The 19933-nt window shown below is 30.7% G+C and carries 20 protein-coding genes; 7 read left to right on the forward strand and 13 right to left on the reverse strand.

Translation table 11 applies throughout. From position 1 onward, the window contains the following. Nucleotides 1-5: 5 nt before the first annotated feature. The gene (locus QZN45_RS04405) at nt 6-1691 is read left to right on the forward strand and encodes an MATE family efflux transporter (RefSeq protein ID WP_292606172.1); all 1686 of its coding nucleotides are present in this window, start codon (nt 6-8) and stop codon (nt 1689-1691) included. 127 nt (nt 1692-1818) lie between these two features. Here QZN45_RS04405 and QZN45_RS04410 read toward each other — a convergent pair whose 3' ends face one another. Further along, entirely contained in the window at nt 1819-2118 is a 300-nt protein-coding gene (locus QZN45_RS04410) for an STAS domain-containing protein (RefSeq protein ID WP_292606170.1), read from the reverse strand. A 139-nt stretch (nt 2119-2257) separates the two neighbouring features. On the opposite strand from QZN45_RS04410, the gene QZN45_RS04415 reads away from it, so the two are divergent. Next, complete coding sequence (locus QZN45_RS04415) at nt 2258-2530, forward strand: metal-sensing transcriptional repressor (protein WP_292606168.1); 273 nt, start codon at nt 2258-2260, stop codon at nt 2528-2530. 263 nt (nt 2531-2793) lie between these two features. Continuing rightward, on the forward strand, nt 2794-2997 hold the full coding sequence (locus QZN45_RS04420) for a heavy-metal-associated domain-containing protein (RefSeq protein ID WP_292606165.1): 204 nt from the start codon (nt 2794-2796) through the stop codon (nt 2995-2997). A 19-nt stretch (nt 2998-3016) separates the two neighbouring features. On the opposite strand, the gene QZN45_RS04425 is transcribed toward QZN45_RS04420, so the two are convergent. Continuing rightward, the gene (locus tag QZN45_RS04425; protein ID WP_292606163.1) at nt 3017-4894 is read right to left on the reverse strand and encodes a PP2C family protein-serine/threonine phosphatase; all 1878 of its coding nucleotides are present in this window, start codon (nt 4892-4894) and stop codon (nt 3017-3019) included. A 2-nt stretch (nt 4895-4896) separates the two neighbouring features. After that, nucleotides 4897-6831 (reverse strand): SpoIIE family protein phosphatase, encoded by a 1935-nt coding sequence (locus tag QZN45_RS04430; protein WP_296811355.1) that lies wholly within the window; start codon nt 6829-6831, stop codon nt 4897-4899. Between the two features lie 235 nt (nt 6832-7066). On the opposite strand from QZN45_RS04430, the gene QZN45_RS04435 reads away from it, so the two are divergent. Both QZN45_RS04435 and QZN45_RS04440 read left to right on the forward strand, forming a co-directional pair. Further along, nucleotides 7067-8083: a phosphorylating glyceraldehyde-3-phosphate dehydrogenase gene (locus tag QZN45_RS04435; protein WP_292606158.1), complete on the forward strand. Its 1017-nt coding sequence runs from the start codon at nt 7067-7069 to the stop codon at nt 8081-8083. 33 nt (nt 8084-8116) lie between these two features. Next, entirely contained in the window at nt 8117-8953 is an 837-nt protein-coding gene (locus QZN45_RS04440) for a TIM barrel protein (RefSeq protein ID WP_292606156.1), read from the forward strand. Here the strand turns inward: QZN45_RS04440 and QZN45_RS04445 are convergent. Continuing rightward, a complete protein-coding gene (locus tag QZN45_RS04445; RefSeq protein WP_292606154.1) occupies nt 8950-9453 on the reverse strand; it encodes a zinc ribbon domain-containing protein in 504 nt (167 codons plus the stop codon). The two genes, QZN45_RS04440 and QZN45_RS04445, sit on opposite strands and share 4 nt — an antisense overlap. Before the next feature lie 16 nt (nt 9454-9469). Then, nucleotides 9470-10543, reverse strand: a complete 1074-nt coding sequence (locus QZN45_RS04450; protein WP_292606152.1) for a metallophosphoesterase — start codon at nt 10541-10543, stop codon at nt 9470-9472. A 103-nt stretch (nt 10544-10646) separates the two neighbouring features. Here QZN45_RS04450 and QZN45_RS04455 point away from each other — a divergent pair, with 103 nt between their 5' ends. Further along, a complete protein-coding gene (locus QZN45_RS04455; protein ID WP_292606150.1) occupies nt 10647-11771 on the forward strand; it encodes an AAA family ATPase in 1125 nt (374 codons plus the stop codon). Here QZN45_RS04455 and hemA read toward each other — a convergent pair whose 3' ends face one another. From hemA to QZN45_RS04470, 3 genes are read right to left on the reverse strand one after another with little or no spacing between them, the layout of a single operon-like run. Further along, nucleotides 11772-12971, reverse strand: coding sequence for a glutamyl-tRNA reductase (hemA, locus tag QZN45_RS04460; RefSeq protein ID WP_292606147.1), 1200 nt, complete (start codon nt 12969-12971; stop codon nt 11772-11774). Then, the gene (locus QZN45_RS04465) at nt 12971-13588 is read right to left on the reverse strand and encodes a bifunctional precorrin-2 dehydrogenase/sirohydrochlorin ferrochelatase (RefSeq protein WP_292606146.1); all 618 of its coding nucleotides are present in this window, start codon (nt 13586-13588) and stop codon (nt 12971-12973) included. The genes hemA and QZN45_RS04465 overlap by 1 nt, the downstream gene beginning before the upstream one ends. Nucleotide 13589: 1 nt before the next feature. Beyond that, the gene (locus QZN45_RS04470; protein ID WP_292606144.1) at nt 13590-14072 is read right to left on the reverse strand and encodes a methanogenesis marker 9 domain-containing protein; all 483 of its coding nucleotides are present in this window, start codon (nt 14070-14072) and stop codon (nt 13590-13592) included. A 284-nt stretch (nt 14073-14356) separates the two neighbouring features. Here QZN45_RS04470 and QZN45_RS04475 point away from each other — a divergent pair, with 284 nt between their 5' ends. After that, complete coding sequence (locus tag QZN45_RS04475) at nt 14357-15049, forward strand: M48 family metallopeptidase (RefSeq protein WP_292606142.1); 693 nt, start codon at nt 14357-14359, stop codon at nt 15047-15049. A gap of 5 nt (nt 15050-15054) precedes the next feature. Here QZN45_RS04475 and atwA read toward each other — a convergent pair whose 3' ends face one another. The 5 genes from atwA to QZN45_RS04500 all read right to left on the reverse strand — a co-directional run bounded on the left by atwA (nt 15055) and on the right by QZN45_RS04500 (nt 19931). After that, nucleotides 15055-16656, reverse strand: a complete 1602-nt coding sequence (gene atwA / locus QZN45_RS04480; RefSeq protein ID WP_292606140.1) for a methyl coenzyme M reductase system, component A2 — start codon at nt 16654-16656, stop codon at nt 15055-15057. A 73-nt stretch (nt 16657-16729) separates the two neighbouring features. Further along, the gene (locus tag QZN45_RS04485; protein WP_330047788.1) at nt 16730-17440 is read right to left on the reverse strand and encodes a tRNA-dihydrouridine synthase; all 711 of its coding nucleotides are present in this window, start codon (nt 17438-17440) and stop codon (nt 16730-16732) included. Nucleotides 17441-17469: 29 nt separating this feature from the next. After that, nucleotides 17470-18231 (reverse strand): GTP cyclohydrolase III, encoded by a 762-nt coding sequence (locus QZN45_RS04490; protein ID WP_292606136.1) that lies wholly within the window; start codon nt 18229-18231, stop codon nt 17470-17472. Between the two features lie 20 nt (nt 18232-18251). Next, entirely contained in the window at nt 18252-19157 is a 906-nt protein-coding gene (gene cofD, locus QZN45_RS04495; protein ID WP_292606135.1) for a 2-phospho-L-lactate transferase, read from the reverse strand. Nucleotides 19158-19166: 9 nt separating this feature from the next. After that, nucleotides 19167-19931, reverse strand: coding sequence for a coenzyme F420-0:L-glutamate ligase (locus tag QZN45_RS04500; RefSeq protein ID WP_292606133.1), 765 nt, complete (start codon nt 19929-19931; stop codon nt 19167-19169). Nucleotides 19932-19933 lie beyond the last annotated feature (2 nt).

Genomic DNA, 19933 nt, shown 5'->3' on the forward strand with positions numbered 1-19933 from the left:
AAATCATGAAAGTCATAATAGCAGAAAAAAAATTTAGAGAACTATTAATTCCAACAATATTAATAGCTATGGCTTTAAATATAACTGCTATTGTTGATGCGAGTTTCGTAGCAACATATGTTAGTGCAGATGCACAAGCAGCATTACAAGTTTTAGAGCCATTAGTATTGTTGGTTACAGTTTTTGAATGGTTCTTTGGTCTTGGAGGGCAAATTTTAGCTTTAAATAGAAAAGCAGAATTTGATACTGAAGGAAGTAACCATTATTTCACATTATCAATTATAGCAACAATTGCAATATCTTTAATTTTGGCAATACTCTGCCTAATGTTTCCAGATTATGTAATGGCAATATTGCATTGTCGTGCTGATTTAGCACCGCTCGCCAAATCATATGGATTTTACTTTTTTATAAGTATGCCAATTTCAGTTACTTTAGCAGTGCTCAGCCAATATATTCGTGTTGATGGCCAGCCAAATTTATCATCTGCATTGATTGTTGTTGCAAATCTGATAAATATCATATTGAACTTTGTATTTTTGGATTTAATGCATATGGGCATTGAAGGATCATCCCTTGGATTATTAATCGGGTATTCAGTAGGACTAATTTGTTCAATATTATACTTCATCAGTCCAAAAAGAACCTTCAGATTCTCATTTGGTAATGTACCAATCAAAAAATGGTTTAAATCCTTTGCAGAAATGTTAAAAATTGGTTTTCCGGGTGCAAGTATCGGAATATTCGATTTGCTTTTAATTGAAATAATGAACGTTGTTCTTGAAGCAGTTATGGGTAAACCTGGTTTAAATGCATATAACGTTTGTACTAATGCATTACTAATTATAAGTATATTAGTTGTTGGAATTTCAGAGACATTATCTTCAATAGTGCCTGTTTACTATACCCACAATGATTATCTGAATCTGAATCATTTAATAAAAAGGTCTCTTCTAGCAACAACTATATGTGCAATTGTATTTATTGCATTGATATGGATATCCCCGGATACAATTTTAATGTTCTTTAGCCTTACAGATAATGCAGCTGCAGATCAAATAAGAAATGCACTTAAAATATTCTCATTATCATTCTTGCCATTTGTATTGTCCACACTACTAATCTTCTATTATGAAGCGATTGAGAGAACTGTTGTTTCAACAATTATTTCATTAATTTCAACATTTTTGGGTCCATTAGTATTGACCTTTGCACTTTACCCAATAATAGGAGTAGATGGTATTTGGTTATCATTCCCATTAGGAACTGTTTTAGCAATCACCGTTGCATGGATTTATGTTAAAATTATTGAAAGAAAAGAAAAAGAATATAGTGGGCCGTTCTTTATTAAAAAAGATTTGATTCAAAAAACCAGAAACTATACCATAGAATCAGTTAATGATGCAACAAGAACTGAAATGATGGAACACTTGAAAACTTTGGATTTAGATGATTCATCAACAGAAACCATTGTTAAATTAATAGATGAAATATTCAAGTTCAATAACAATGATGTTGCTATGGAAGTTCTGATTGTTGATTATGACGATAACATTACAATCAACATAAAAGACGAAGGTAAAAAGAACATTTGGGAAAATATTAGTAAAGATCTTTTAGACAATAAAAGTATCAAATTTACTGAAGTTTTAGGATTCAACAATACAGAATATGTAATTGACAAAAGCTAAATATTACGTTTAGCTTTTAATTTTTATTTTTTAAATAAAAAAAGCTTCTTTTAAAAAATTAAAAAAAAAAATAGAAAAATTAAAATAGCTTAATGAGTTATTAAACTATTTTTAACGATTGAAAAAATTATTTAATGGTTAAAATCTTATCGAACCCAGACATGGAAAATATTTCTTTAATAGTATCATTTACATTAATGATAACAAATGGAATGCCTTCAGGTTGTAATTTTTTCTGAACTAAAACTAAAACTCTTAATCCTGCACTTGAAATATATTCTAACTTTTCTAAATCAAGAATCAATGAGTCAAATTTACCCATTTCATCCATTATCTCATTTTCAAAATCAGGAGCAGTAACAGTATCAATACGATTTCCAACTTCGATTGTTAATTCTTTATCATTATATTTTTTTTCAATTTCCATGATATCTCCAACCATCGACTCTAAATAATTATAAGTTTTTTAGTTAATTTAAAGTTTTTGATAAGGCAATTCAAAATTAATAAAAATATTTAAATATAAAATTAATTAATATACCCTAGTAGGTATAGGATGTGTTATTTTGAAAGAATGTATGGACAGTGAAAATTTACATAGACGTCTCAAAAAAATCATAGGCCAAGTAAATGCAATTGACCGAATGATTGATGAGGATATACCCTGTGAACAGATATTAATGCAAGTAAATGCATCCAAATCTGCATTGCATAAAGTTGGACATATTATCGTTGAAGGTCATTTGGAACATTGCGTGAAACAAACTATGGAAAATGGGGATTTGGATGATGCTTTAGGAGATATTAATTCAATATTGGAATATTATTCAAGAATATGACTTTCTGAAATCAACTTACAGCTAAAAATGTACTGTCAAAATTATCAAAAATACAGTTAAGCAAGAACATAGTTGGAATAAATACTTATTAAATAAATGAAGCAATCTCCAATTAAATTGGATTAATGATTTGTCATCATTGAAAATAATTTAAGAATATACATATTCCTGATTAAAAATGATAATTTTGAAAATTAGGCATGACTAAATGTTTATATATTCCAATGACCAAACATTACATATCAATACAAAGGTGAATTATTATGGCTGAAAAAGAAATTAAAGTTGTGGGTATGCACTGCCCATCATGTGTAAATGCTGTTGAACTTTGTTTAAAAGATGTTGATGGAATTGAAGATGCCAAAGCAGATTTAGATTCTGGAATAACAAAAATTACAATGTCTGATGATGTTAGTGATGCAGACATTAACGAAGCAGTTGAAGAAGCAGGTTTTACAATAGAATAAACCTACTAATTTTCTTTTTTTACTTGAATTTTAATACAAACATTGCCCTATCGTCAACTTGTTCTTGATAATCACAGAAAACGTCAATATCTTTTTCCAGTGATGAAATAATAGATTCCAAATCATCTGATGAATGCTCATTCAAAATATTTCTCAAACGGTCCTCACCATAAATTCTTTCAGAATCACTTTCAGCATCAGTTACACCATTAGTGTATAAAAACAATGTATCGCCAGGACTCATTTTCATCTGTAGAATCTCATAATCAACATTTTTTTGAATAGCTAAAGCCAATCCTTTATTGACATTTAAATACTCGAATTCCTGGCCATTATATTTAAACAACGGATAATTGTGACCTGCATTAACTAAAAACAAATCTCCAGTATTCAAATTTAATTTTCCAATTATTGATGTTACAAAACTATTTTTAACATCAGTATTGCAAAGCAAGTCATTCACTTCAACAAAACACTTAGAAAGATCATCATAATGTTTTGCATAGTCCTGAATCAATGTCATTACTTCAACCACAATTAAAGCAGCATGAATACCTTTATTATCGACATCCCCTATTACAAATCCAATATTCTCATCATCAATTTGGAAATAATCATAAAAATCACCCCTAGTCTCACGTGAAGAATGGACGATACCATATATGTCAAAATTCTTGTTTTCACAAAATTTATCGAAATCCGTTGGAATCAATGAAGATTGGATAGACTCTGCCAAATACAATTCTGTTTCATATCTTTCATTTTCAGCTGTGACCTTAAGCAATTCATTACGATATTTATCCACATCACTTTCCATTTGAATCAGAGAATTAGTTAATTTTTTTATTTCATTATCGTTAGAGATGGATTTTAAATTCTCTTTTAACATCAAATTTGAATTTTTACTAATCAAATCCACATTTAAAGAAGTGGATATCGAATTTATAGGGTTGGTAACATTTTTTTCCAAATAGTACAAATAGAATAAAAAAGGAATTAAAAACAAAAGTATAAAAATTGTTGCATTCCTTGAGAATAAATGAATCAGATAATATAACCCGAAGTTGTCCACTGTAGCTAAAATACCATTATAATCCCCAAAAATATGTGCGATTAAAAACAAACATTCAAGAAAAATAGCTATTAACAATACTGAAAAAGTCATTTTTTGAACTAAATTAATATTTATAGTTCTTTCAAGCTTAAAGACACTAGGATTATATGGTTTAGATAAATAAATAACAACCAAAGCCAACATAAATAAAATTACAAAATAATCTGTATATACTGCAAAGACTAATGCACCAAACATTATTAACAAGAATATTATAGAGTATAGTTTTTCAGGCAATATTGATTTAAGTTGTTTTCTTGGAACATAAACTGGAATTTTTACATAATTGACAAAATAAATTGAAAATAACAACAACAGCAAAGAGATTGAAAGAGATGCTTCAAAATCAAAAATCCAAGAATATGTATAAGGCAATACTAGTGAAAATGCCATAACAGCATAAAATCCAAAATAGGAAACAAACATTTTTATAAAACTAGAATAATTTCCCAAATTAGGAATTTCAAATCCAAATCTATCTAAACTAGCATACCACAATTTCCAAACTAAAACCCCACCAAGTAACACTATAAAAAATCCATATAAATGATAGTAAATATTATTCAAGTCAAAAATAACTCCAATAATTATTTGAGATATTGCACATCCTAAAGCAGCATATGGGCCGAATAAAAGACATATAATTGGAATTATGAAAACTTCTACACCAAATTCCACTCTTCCTAAAAAAACAAATGATAACCCAAATATTGTCAAATCCAATACCAATGCAAATAATAAAATAAATAGGTTTGATTTGAATAAATTGCGAATACCTATCATATCTAATCACCTTCAAACTTCATTATAAGCATTGTTAAATCGTCGAATTGTTCCCTAGTACCGCAATATTGGTAGATATCCTCAGTTAATTCCGAGATTATTATATTTAATTTTTGGTCTTTATACTTATTAAGAGTATTCTTCAGCCTATCATCACCATAAAACCCATCATAATTATTATTTGCTTCAGTAACACCATCAGTATATAAAAATACCATATCACCAGGTTTTAAATTAATTTTATTTTCAGTATAAGGCATATCCTCCATAACCCCCAGCACCAAATCAGGAGAAGTTTCCAAATATTCGAAATCCCCACCATTACGTCTTATTAATGGATGATTATGACCTGCATTAACAAAAGACAGTTCGCCAGATTTAATATTTAATTTTCCAATCCAAGATGTTACAAACAGGTTGTCAGTATTCCTCTCACATGACAGATTATTTACCTGTTCATATACTTCCGACAAATTATTTTCGAATTTAGAATGATTTTTTATTAGATGCATTGTTCTAACCATAAATAATGAAGCAGGGACACCTTTTCCACTAACATCCCCAACTACAAAGATTATGTTTTCGTCATCCACCTTAAAATAATCATAAAAATCTCCTCCAACTTCTTTTGCAGGATTCATAAATGCACAAATTTCAAAAGGACCATTAGATGAAAATTCTTCAAAATCTGTGGATAACATACCTCTTTGAATATCATGTGCAATATTAAATTCAGTTTTGAATCTTTCTTTTTCGATAGTGGATTTTCTAAGATTATTCAGGTTAGATTTGATGATATCACTTAAAGAGTTAAATGAATTAATCAATACAGACATATCATCTTCATCATTCATGAAATTTTTTATCCTGAATGTAGTGTGTTTGTGATATTCAAGCTTTCCTTCAACCACATAATTATTTGTAGCTTCAGTCAATCCCTTAAGAGGATTAGTTAAAAGTTTTTCAACAAAATAGATATGAATCAAAGTTAAAGTCATACTCAGAAGAATTATCAAACCTATAGTAATCATTAAAATAAATCTTATGTTTAAAATATTTACAAAAGAAAATCCTACTATCACATCATGCAGCTCATCAAAAATACCTATTGAAAAAAAGATCATAATAATGAAAAATAAAACAATAATCTTTTCAATAATGGAATAATATTGAGAACTTTGAATATCCCCAACATCAAACGTGTTTAAACTAAAAAGAATTACTGATCCAAAAGCTATAATGAAAAATAAATAACTCCATACAGATTCTGTGAAAATATCGTTGTGAGTATGGGCAAATATAATAAAAGCGCTTAACAAGACTAAAGGAATTAAGAAAAATTTATAGGGAATATTTAATTTGGTTTTAAACTTTTTAGGTATTTTTATAGGAATCTTTAAAATATTAAAAGCACTGATAAATATCAAACCATAAATTATTGAAAAATCAAAAAGATTAAAAGCATATGAAAATTGGTTTAAAAAACTTGTTAAACTATATAAATCCCCAATTATGCTCGGAAAGGCAGCAAATGAAATTTGTAGCAATATCAAATAAACGAGTGAAGAAATAAACATTACACTTACAAACTTAAGAATAGTTGACAATGAACTAAACTTGGGAGCGGACAATTCCTTGAAAGGTATCAGATACCATAATTTATATGCTAAAACAGATACGAAGAATAAAATTGATGAATCAAGTAAGCTGGCAAAAAAATTTCCTCCCCAATAAAATTCGCCGGCAAAAGTTGCACAGGCAAAACCAAGACCTCCGAAAGGACCGAATATCAAACCAAAAACAGGAGCCAAACCCATATCCGGAATAAAAAACCTACCTCCAAAATTCATATGGTTGAATGAATAATACATTACAAATTCAATCGCAAATGTGAAAATGAAAATAAATTTTTTATTTTTAAAAAGTTTATCCAACATGATTCTCCTCATCAACAGCCAAATATAACTAATTACATTTATATTAATATTAATATTAAAATTTTTTTAATTGAACTGAAAAATTAATTGAAACTTTAAAACAATTAAGAAAAATTTAAAAAAATCGATTTTATTAACATAAACCAAAAATATCAAATTATAAATAACTTAAACAATAAATTTTTATTCATATAATAAATTTTTAAAAATATATTATACTAAAAAAGGGATTAAAATGAAAACTGTTGCAATTAATGGTTATGGAACCATCGGTAAAAGAGTGGCAGATGCTGTAGCTGCTCAAGACGATATGAAAATAATTGGTGTAAGTAAAACTAGACCAAATTATGAAGCAAGAACTGCTGTTGAAGAAAAAGGCTACCCATTATACATCGGCATTCCTGAAAGGGAACAATTATTTAAAGATGCTGGAATTGAAATAGCCGGTACTGTTGAAGATATGATTCAAGAAGCAGATGTTGTTGTGGACTGTACTCCAGGAAGTATTGGACCGCAAAACCTTGAAATGTATAAAAAAGCAGGAGTAAAAGCAATTTATCAAGGTGGTGAAGACCATGAATTAACAGGTCTTTCATTTAATGCTTTTGGTAATTATGATGACTCCTATGGTGCAGACTACACAAGAGTAGTGTCCTGTAACACCACAGGATTAACCCGTACATTATCTACAATTGACCCTATTGCAGACATTAAGAAAGTCAGGGCAGTAATGGTAAGAAGAGGATCAGATCCTTCCGAAATCAAAAAAGGACCAATCAACGCAATTGTTCCAAATCCTCCAAAGGTACCATCCCACCATGGACCTGACGTGAAAACCGTAATGAAAGGAATTGACGTAACCACCATGGCATTGCTCGTGCCTACTACATTAATGCACCAGCACAACATCATGGTTGAAATCAACAACGATGTTGAAACAGAAGAAATCATTGAAGCTTTGGAAAAACGTTCTAGAGTGCTTGTCGTTTCTGCAGAAGAAGGTTTAGGCTCCACTGCTGAGTTAATGGAATACGCTAAAGAACTTGGAAGAAACAGGAATGATTTGTATGAAATTCCAGTCTGGAAAGAATCCATCAATGTCGTGGATAATGAATTATTCTACATGCAAGCAGTTCATCAAGAATCTGACGTAATACCTGAAAACATTGATGCAATTCGCGCACTTCTAGAAATGGAAAGCGATAACGAAAAATCAATCGCAAAAACTAATAAAGCTATGGGAATATTCTAATTCCCTATTTTTACTATTTTTTAACTGATTTAAATGAAAAATAAAGTACTTTTTGGACCTGCAGGGAGTCCTATCAACTATAAAGGTGCAGCATATAAAGCGCCAAAATATATTTCTGAAGAAGGACTTAACTCCTATGAATATCAATCCCCTTATGGTGTAAGAATTGGCCAAAAGGCTGCAAACACACTTAAAGAGGAATCTGAAAAACATGATATTCTAATTTCAATGCATGCTCCATACTATATTAATCTGTGTGCAAAAGAGGAAGAAAAACTTGATAAAAGTATTGGTCATTTAATATCAGCAGCTCGTGCCGGCGAATGGATGGGAGCATATCGATTGGTATTTCACCCAGGAGCTTATTTAAACAGAAAACCTGAAAAAGCAATGGAAATATCAAAAAATACAGTTAACAGATTATTTGAAGAACTAGAAGCAGAAGGAATTGAAGAATTTACCTTTGCACCTGAAACTACAGGTAAAAGAACACAACTTGGAAATGTTTCAGAGGTAGTTGAACTATGTGCCACATTCGATCATTTTGAACCTACAATTGATTTTGCCCATGTTCATGCACGTGGACGAGGATTTTTAAACAAAAAAGAAGATTACAACTGCATATTTTCAATCATTGAAGATAATTTGGACATTGACATACTACATTGCCACTTCACAACCATTGAGTATGGTCGTGGAGGAGAAGTGAAACATCACACAATGGATGAAAGTGATGAATATGGTCCGAACATCAAGGATTTACTGGCAAATCTAATTGATAATGGCTGGAAGGCAAATATAATTTGTGAAACCCCACAAAGAGATTTGGATGCCTTAAAAATGAAAGAGATATATGAAAATATGATTTAATAATCTTTTACGGAATCTATTAAATCATCCAATTCCTTAGTTAAATTTTTAACTTCTTTTTCACTTCCCTCAGCAATATGAATAATCAATTCATCAATAAAATCTTCCAGCTTGTCGATAATTTCATTTAATGTATTGATTTTATTATCAAGTTCATTTTTAATTTTTACAGAAGGATTGCTTGACAACTCAATAATATCCAATGCAACTTCCACATTGTTATAAAAAATATTATTACTATTATTTAATGTTGAAATGAAGTCATTATAACTAATTTCTGATGGATCAAACTCTTTTTTAATCAATTCTATGGCTTTACTTACCTTCAAATCATATTCTTCTTTTAAATTTTCAATTTTAATTTTATATTTTAAAAAGAAATCATCATCCATAATAACTTCCGAATTGTCATCTCCAACTTTAACGCCACAATTTGGGCAAAAATTATCATCGACGTTCAATTTAAATCCACAGTTTATGCAATAGTTAAATCCAATCATATTTACACCAATACAATCATTTTTTTCTTAATTTCAAAATTACCAATTCAGAATCAGTTCCCCACCTCATTGGAGTATCCATTGATCCCACACCTGTTGTGACATGGATATAATTGCCTGATTTATTTTTAAAAAGTCCCTTATTATATTTAAACAAGATATTTGCAAAATTCACTACTGGATAAAACTGTCCACCGTGAGTATGGCCAGATAATTGGATATCAAAGCCTAATGATGAAAATTCTTCCCAATTATAAGGAACATGATAGTTAATAATATTTATCAAATTAGGATTTAAATTATTCTTTATTTCATCAGGAGTTGGTGTTGGAATATCATCAAAACTATATGTCAAACCATATATGTTCAGATTTTCAAATTCAAAATTATCATTATCCAAAACAATGATTCCTGCATTTTGACATGCTTCAATAACATTTTCAATACCCATATAAAAATCATGATTTCCAGGTGTGAACACTATAGGCATTTTTACATCCTTCAATCCTTCAAAATCATGAGGCTCCACAACTGAAGAACCGTCGGCCAAATCTCCAGAGATGATGGCTATCTGACAAGAATCTTCCAATTCTTTTAATTTTTCCACAATTTGTGAAATTATTTGTTTGTGCCTTACGGAACCAAAATGAACATCAGACATATGAACAATATTTATATTCCTATTTAAATTATCAAATTCCAATATTTTAGAATTAACAATCAATTTAGTGGCATTATAATAGTTATAAACTCCCAAAACAGGAACAATAGCCAACAATATATAAACAATGAACTTAGGAAGAGTAATAAAACTGTTAAGCACATAAATGAGTACAACATCAATTAAAAACATCAGTGATGCCCACATCCAAATACCATCGACCGTTTGAAAAAATCTTCCAACGGTTGTGGATTTTCTTTCTTCAAAAAACATTGGAATACAACGCATCAAACCAATCAGAACACTTATCACGATTAAAATTACATTATCAATTCCACCAAATAGCAAAAAGATATATTTTAAAAGGAAAAATTGAAAAATAATGTAAAATGGAACGCTGAATAATACTCTTTTTGTTCTAAAACTCATGTTATTATCCCCACATCTTAATATATAACAACAACTATTTAATAACAAGACATACAAAAAAAGAAATGTTAAAAATTTGTACAAATTCCACGGAGGTGATTTATTGAAAACTGACAATAAAAAGCAAGAAATCAAATCAACCACACAAAAATCGGCAAAAATTGAAAAGGAAAATAAAGAATATGCCGAATATGTTGTTCTTAAAGCCGTTGGTTATCCATTTGATTTCAGTCTAATGGAAAACGACTTTGAAATTACTAACTTAAAATTATTCGAAGAATATGCTCGAGAACAATGGTTAGGATTAGAAGTAAATGAAAACTCTTATCTTTTTGATCAAAAAATCATACCGGATTATGGATTTGAAATTGTAACTGCAAAACCAAACGGGTCAATAATTTCTGAAAAAACTGAAATCAAACTTATCCACGAAGAAAACAATAAGTTATCAGATGAAATTAAAGTTGACAATAAAATAAAACTGTCAGATATCGTTGGCCAGCAAAATGCAAAAAATAAAATTAAAGTTTTAATTAAATATTTAGAAAATCCAGAAAAATTTGGGCCTTGGGCTCCAAAGAATATTTTATTTTATGGACTTCCAGGAACTGGTAAAACCATGCTTGTTAAAGCTCTAGCCAATGAGCTTGAAGTTCCACTTCATTTAATTAAAGCCACATCATTAATTGGAGAACATGTTGGAGACAGTGCATCTAAAATTCATGATTTATTTAAAAAAGCTTCAGAAAAATCACCATCAATAATATTCATTGATGAGATGGATGCCATTGCACTTGACAGGTCTTTTCAATCATTAAGGGGAGACGTATCCGAGATTGTCAACTCACTTTTAACTGAGATGGATGGAATTAATGAAAATGAATCTGTCATAACAATAGGTGCAACAAATAATCCTACAAGCCTTGATTATGCTGTGAGAAGCAGATTTGAAGAAGAAATTGAATTCAAATTACCGAATGACAATGAAAGATTAACCATCTTGGAAAATAATTTAAAAACAATGCCTTTGGATTATGATTTGAATTTAGGAAAAATAGTTAAACTTACCAAAGGATTATCCGGAAGAGATTTAAAAGAAAAAATACTCAAAACAGCTCTCCACAATGCCATTGCCAATGATGAAGACATAATCACAATGAAACATATAGATTATGCACTTAAATCTACTAAAGTAAAAAATAACGAAGTTAAAGGAATGTTTGAATAATTATTTTGTATTGAATAAATATTCCGCAGCTGCAATAACTTCCTTATTTTCATCTTTTGCAGCATCCTTTACATTTTTGGAAATATCAAAAAATATCTTATTTACAATAGAATTTGTTAAATTATTTAAAATTTTAGCACTACCATCTACATCAGCCAATTTAACTAATGCTTTTTTAGTTTCACGTTGTCTTATCTCTTCCATTGATGCTCTTAAACTTGCAAGTATTTGCTCAACTTCCATTATTTTAAAGGTCTCTTTAAGTAAAATGAACTCTTCATCAATGATACTTTCTGCCTGACCAAATTCTTTAATTCTGAGATTAGTATTTTCGTCTGCAATTTCTCTCAAATCATCGATATTGAATAATTTTACACCGATTTCACAAACATCTTCAGAGATATCCCTTGGATTGGCAATGTCAACCATCATTAAACTACTATGATCCCTTTCAATGCCTAATAATCGTTCTTTAGTGATAATTGCATGGGGAGCACTAGTGGCACTGATAACCAAATCCGCAGTTGCCAAATACTTCTCAAGGTCATTGAATAAAATAGCTTCACCGCCCAAATCCTGAGCCAATTCAACTGCAACATAATAAGTTCTATTCGCTACAAAAATAGCATTTAAATCCTTTTCAGCAAGTGCCTTAGCAACCAATCTACCCATTTTTCCAGCACCAATAACCAAAACAGACTTATCATCTAAACTGCCCATATGTTTTTCAGCCAAATCAATGGCGGCAGACCCAATTGAAACAGAACCCTTATTGATATTGGTTTTATTCCTAACAACTTGACCTACATGAATGGCTTTAGTAAAAATAGTATCTAAAGATTTACCGCAATGATGATCCTTAATAGCCTTATGCTTAGCATCTTTAACCTGACCTAAAATTTGGTCTTCACCAACAATCATGGATTCCAGACCTGAAGTCATACGCAGAAGATGCATAACTGCAGAATTGCCATATTCAATAATGATACTCTGATTTTCATGTGACAATAACTCATCATCTTCAGAAATATAATCATTTTTAATATAATACTCTTTCCGGTTACATGTAGAAATCTCAACATATTCATTTACGGAATATTTTTCCTGCAATTTCCAAAATAAATCATCAATATCCTTTGAAATATTTTCCATAGATTGAATATCAGCAATTTTATGGTCAACTCTTAAATTTAATATCACTATAATCCCCTTATTAAATTATCAATGTAATCTTTAGCATCATCCATTTGCCTATTTTCAACATATCCCCTAATTTTTTCATCTTCAAAAATTTCATAGAGAACCTGTCTGCGTTCTTTTTGATTTTTAAGAACCCTCTTTAATTCCAAACGAGCATAATCCTGAAGTTCAATTTCAAGAATATCCTCTTCAGTGATTATAGATTGGATTTTCTTTCTAAGCTGTCTAGCCATTAAAGGGCTTTTGCCATTAGTAAAAATAGATATTTCAACATCACCAATTTCAAAACTTGTAGGAACAATTATATCCCCTTTTAGAGGAAAATCAGCCCTATTGACCAATTTATCCTGAGCAATTTCTGAAACATGTTCCGACAATTCCTCATCACCACTTGCAACAACTACCAAATCAGACCATTCAACCAGTTCATCAACATCACCAATAGAATATAAATCGGCGCCCTTATCTTTCAAATCATCAGATAAACTATTTCCAGCCAATTTTACATTAGCCCCATGGTCTAAAAATTTATTGGCACGTCTGGATGCGACTTCCCCAGTACCTAAAATAAACACGTTTAAATTAGATGTTTTAAAATAAAGAGAAGTCCAATCCATTTTAATCAGATTTTTCTATTGATTTTGCATGCAATACTTTAACTGCAGCCCTCAAATCGTTATTACAATCAGTTAAAACCTTCATTGCTTCAAGTTTGCTAATATGAAATGTTTCAGCCAAAGCTTCAGCTCTTTCATCAGGGTCAGGTTTTTTTACTCCAACCAATCTTTCGGACAATTGCTTTTTTAAATCTAAATACTCATCATGACTCATTCCCATATTTTTTAAAGTCATATCTCTTAAAGGACAAGGTTTTGATGGTTTACAACACCACACAAGTGATCCAAAACAAGTTCCTGCTCCTTCACCTAATCTAGTTTCTTTTCCAAATTGAATTTTAATGTCAACGAACTCTTGAGGAGTTAAATTAACTTCTTGCAATGCATTTAATACTGGGCAAGGTTTTACTGGAGGGCAGCAAAAAGCGAGTCCTCTTATATCTCCTCCCCTACAAATATGAGACGGTGCATCTTCCCAAGTCATGATAATCCTCCAAAAATAATTTTCATTATTAGTTTGATAAATATAAAATAATAATATAATGTATTAAAACTTTAAATATATAATCTTTTTTATAAAAAATAATTTAAACATTAGATTCGTTTAAGTATTAAAAGAAAAAAATGATAGCCAAATATAACACTATGAAACCCCATCACATTCTCATAAGTTTAATGATAAGTATGACATCTACCCAATTGGATTCAGAATTGCAAAAACGTATTAGTAAGGTTTAAAAACATTATTTAACCATATTTAATATTGATATGAAAAAGGAAACAAAAATTATTGAAGACATTACCATCACATTAGAAAGAAAAAACATTAAAAACATGTATTTGCGAATTTTACCGCCATATGGAGAGGTAAAAGTATCTGCACCATTATTTTTATCTGATGAAGACATCACCAAATTCGTAAAATCGAAAAAAGATTGGATATTGAAAAAACAAAAATTCATTATCGAAAATGACATAAAAGCCCCATTGAAATACAGCAATGGAGAAAAACATTATTTATGGGGCAAGGAATACACATTACATCTAATTTCCAATGACACTATAAAAAATGTTTTAATAGATGATAAAAAATCAGTAATGTATTTGCCAATCACAAAACGAAGCACAATCGAAAAAAGAGAAAAAATAATGAATGAATTTTACAGGGCTGAAATGAAAAAAGCAATACCCCCTGTTTTAGACAAATGTTCACAAATTGTTGGAAAAAAACCTTCAGAAGTTAAAATAAGAAACATGAAAAACTGGGGAAATTGCAGATATCATGATAAACGAATCACATTAAATTTAAAACTGGCAAAAAAAGATCCAATATGCCTAGAATATGTCATGATTCATGAACTATGTCATTTAATAGAATTCAATCATGGAAAAAAATTTAAAAAATTAATGGACACTTATTGTCCAAATTGGAAAAAAATAAAAAAAATGTTAAATGAATAAGAAAACTATCTATTATCTTTTAACATGTCTTCTTTTTCATCTGGAGTTAATTGCTGAACAATTTCTTCAGGAGTTCCAATATCTAATATTTTTCCTCCCCTCATTAAAGCAGCACGGTCACAAACATCTAAAACAAAGTCCATATCGTGGGAAATGATAATGAATGTTTGTTCCAATTCTGTACGAGCTTTTAATATAGAGTCAGTTACAACAACACGGGTAACTGGATCCATAGTACCAGTAGGCTCATCCAAAACAATAAGATTAGGCTCTTTAATTAAAACTTGTGCAAGTGCAACCCTATGTTTTTCTCCAACACTTAATTGATCAGGATATTTGTCAAGAATTGCAGCAGCAGTTGCATCAGAAAATCCGACGGTAGTCAATGCATGAGTAGCCTTGATTTTACCAAATTCAGCAGGCAAATTTAAACTAATTGCATCAGTTAAATTACCTAAAATTGTTCTGTGAGGGTATAATGAATATTCCTGGTGCAATAAACCAATGTACGGCATGATACGACCACGATTAAGTGGACCTACTTTAGTCATGTCAATCCATTCATCACCAAGCTTTATTTGAATGTCACCACTACTTGGTTCAGTCAAACCCATTAACATCCTAGTTGTAGTAGTTTTACCTGAACCACTTAAACCAACAATACCGAAAATTTCTTCTTTATTAATGTCCAAACTGATTCCATCAACCGCTTTTACTACTCCTCTTTCAATTGAGTAGTAATGTTTTTTAACATCTTCAAGAACAACTTGTTTTTCACCGAATTCAGGGATTTCCGGCTTTTCAGGAATTGGTACAGTTTCCATAAAATGATCAACAACAGTTTGAGGTTCACCCTCTTCTTTGATTTGACCATCATCTAACCAAATAACATTGTCTGCAAGTTCTGTCATTACTTCTGGCCAATGAGAAGTGATTAACATGGTGATTCCTTCATCTTTTACTCCTTCTTTTAGAGTATTATGTAATTTTACTGCAGTTTGAGGATCCAATGTACCAGTTGGTTCATCAGCCAAAAATGTCATTGGTTTTTTAGCCAATTGCCTTGCAAGTACTACTCTTTGCTTTTCTCCACCACTTAAATCACGGGCAATATGTGTAATCCTATGGTTCATTTGAACCATTTCAAGTAACTCTAAAGCAAAATATAATCCTTCCTCATACTCCATATCTTCAGGCATTGCCCTCATTACATTTTCGATTACGGTTTCTTCATCGTATAATGCAAAGTTACGTTGTAGCATAATAGCTATTCTTCTTTTAATACTTGAAAATAACTTTCTTTCAGCATTATAAAAATCAACTTCCTTAGCTTCAAGAGTTCCTCCACAACTACATCTTTCACCAGCATGAGATGGAGAGTCTACAGCCAAACAATCAGGACAAACAGCAAGATTCATTATAATATTACCTGCATCAGGTTTATAATCTAATGTACCCCTAAGCATGTTAATTAAAACAGATTTTCCACTTCCACTACGTCCTAAAATACCTAAAGTTTCCCCTTCATTAATCTTCAAATTAATATCTTTAAGAACATCAACACCATCAAAATTTTTTGTAATATTCTTAAGTGTAATAAAATCCATGAAATCACCTATTGACATAATTTATATTATAAACTATTAATAATACTTTCTAATAACAATTGTTTTAAAAATATTAAAATTGAGAAATATTAAAATCTAGATTGCCCGAAATAACTGCTCTTGCTATTGAAAATCCATAAACACCAGAATTAATCATTTTTTCAATATTCTTTTCACAATTCATGGAATTATTTCCAATTACTTTAATATCGGTATTATCACAAATCTCTTTTACGAGATTATAATCAGCATCAAAAACATCATTTTTCATAGCATCAATATGCAAGTAATCTGCACCTGCATCATCAATTATTTTAGCAACATTTACTGTATCAATTCCATCAACATTAGCCCTAATCTTAACTGAAACTTCACAATTGACATTTTCAACAACTTCAGATATGAAATTTCCAAGGTTAGGATTTTTCAACATTTCCTGTCCACAACCAATAGACCTGATTTCATCTTGGCGACAATGACAATTAATTTCAACAATATCCAACTTTCTAATTTTACCAGCTTCAATTATCGGTTGTGGAGTTGTTGATCTAACATTTGCAGATACTTTTACATCACTATGAACCTTTTTAATAGAATCAACTTCATTTTCAATATGTGAAAAAATTTCATTTAAAGGAAAGTCAAATTCTTTTCTTCCCCGTTCAATAATTCTTTTACTTGCTTCAATAGTAGGTGCATCCAAACTATATCCGCCTAAAGTAGCTACATCAAAACCTAACGGAATAACACGATTTAAAAATTCTGAATCAGATATTCCAGCCATAGGGGCAACTACTTTCATCATAAAATCACTTAGTATTCTTTTTCAATTACCCAAGTCCACATTTCATTATTATTAGCTCTGATTTCTTCAAGACCAATATCAGCCATATAAGCCGCATCTTCAGCATTTTTGCCCCTGCCAATACCTGCTTTAAGCTTAATACCTATTTCTTCATCGATTTCAACCATGATTTCCTCAATTTCTTTTTCAGATAATCCATTACATGGTGACATGAAATTGTCCCCACCAATGAAGAACAATAATGCTCCTTTTTTAATTAATTTAGTCATCAAATAATGTTGAGCTTTATTAACCATGAAACTTGTATCAAAAGCAGATTCAATATCAGTCAAAGTTTCAGTTACACTATTTATATCAATGTGTGCAGCCTGAACATAGCTATCCTCTTCACTAACCAAACTATCAATAGCCAAAATTTCTTTTCTTTCACCTGATTGTGCACTACCCGCTTTTTGAAGAGCAATTGTTGCTAATTTTTGAGCTTCATGAGGAGTCTCAGCAGCCCCTACACCCATACTTACAGTAATAGGATACCTATTTCTGATTGATCTTTGAATTCTTAAATGGTCCTCTTCATCAAGACCATTTGAAATTGCTAGCAAATTATCAAATCTAGTAAAGAATACCAAACCTTTCTTATTACCAAAATGATTATTTAAGTCAGCAAATAAACTAGCTTGAAGCATTTGTAAATCAGATTCTGTACGTGGTCTTGGAGTTACAGTCCATGGCCCGTAATTATCAATTTGTATTAATGTCATTTGTATCATTTAATATTCGCCTCTTTTAATTAAAGAATACTATCCATAATAATTTGTGCTAAATTTTTTTTAGCACCTAAATTATTCATTATAGTATTTGTAACTGTTACCTTATTAACTATTTGATTTAATTGTTGTTTTTTATCAACATCTTTATCATCAATAATAAAATTATCTAGAAAATCTTCATATAATGATGCCACACCAACTGCTGAGACTTCAATATCCAAAGCCTTCATGAATTTACTGGCAGGGCCAGAAACAGAATCAGACCCAATTATTGGAGAAACTGCAACAACATAAGTATCTTTTAAAGCTTCTCTAACACCTTCTAATGATAGTATCGGAGAAATTGAAGTAATTGGATTAGACGGTCCAATAATGACTGCTTCAGAATTTTTAATAGCATCAACAACACCACCCGCAGGTGCAACACTGGAAAATTTAATGTCCAGCACTTCAGGCTGGGATTGATGTTTAATTAAAAAATCATGGAATTCCAATTCACCAATGTCAGTAATTAGTTTAATATCAGATTCTTCATTGCTCATAGGTATTATTTTTGATTCAATGCCCATATTCTCCGCTTGAATTTCAACAGCCTTTGCAAGACCATATTTCTTCATCAGCTGGGTCTTTTGAATTTTAGTTGCTCTATCTATATCACCAATTCTAAGTAGTTCCTGACATCCTAACTCGCAAAGTCTTTCATGAGTAATAAATGTGTCTCCTTTAACACCATACCAAAATTCATCATTAATCATGTCAGACATAGTGTATAAAACCGTATCAACATCAGCAGAAACATAAACTCCAGAAAAATAATCATTTTCCAAAGTATTTACAATGATTGTTAAATCCTTAGGATTGACAATTTCTTTTAACCCTTGCAATAATTTTGGAGTACCTGTACCTCCAGAAAAAACAGTAATCATAATATCCACCTATTTTCTAAATACGTCAAACTCTTTTGGCATGATAATGGATTTCATATTTGAATTCACATCTCTTAATGTATCAAAACCAGAAAAACCACGAATCAAAACGACTGGAAGACCCTCATCAGCTTGTCCCATAATAAGTGATGCGGCAGCAGCCAACTCATCACCAGTAGCAATTTCAGTAGTTTCCAACTCACGGCCGTATAAATCTTTTTCACCCACTCTTCTCCATAATGGAGAAATTCCAGAACATCCAATTGCAGTTCCAATAGCGCCAAATCTAAATGCTCTTCCCTGAGTATCAGTAATTATAACTGCAATTTCTTCTTCAAACTCTTTTTCCAAAAATTCCCTAATTTCCAAAGCGGATTTGTCCGGATTGATAGGCATTGGAGTGGCTAAACCTTCCCCCACATTTGATTCATCAATACCTGCATTTGCACAGACAAAACCATGTTTGGTTTCGGTAATTATGAAGTTAGGGCCAACTTCGACAACCTCATTTGATTCATTTAAAATTGCTTGAACAAGTTTAGGATCTTTTTTAGATTTTTCAGCTAATTCAATAGCTTCTTTAGAGGGATTCAATTCTTCAATATTTATAAAAGTACCTTCGGATTTGGAAATTAAAGTTTCGGCAATCAAAATAATATCCCCATGATGGATAGAACAGCCTTGTTCAACAATAGCATCCTTAATAATCTGTGAAATATTGCTTGTACTATCAACAATTGGAATATTTTCTAACCCTATCAATTCAATTGTCATAA

Origin of the sequence: uncultured Methanobrevibacter sp. (assembly GCF_900314695.1) — an archaeon.
GTDB lineage: Archaea > Methanobacteriota > Methanobacteria > Methanobacteriales > Methanobacteriaceae > Methanocatella.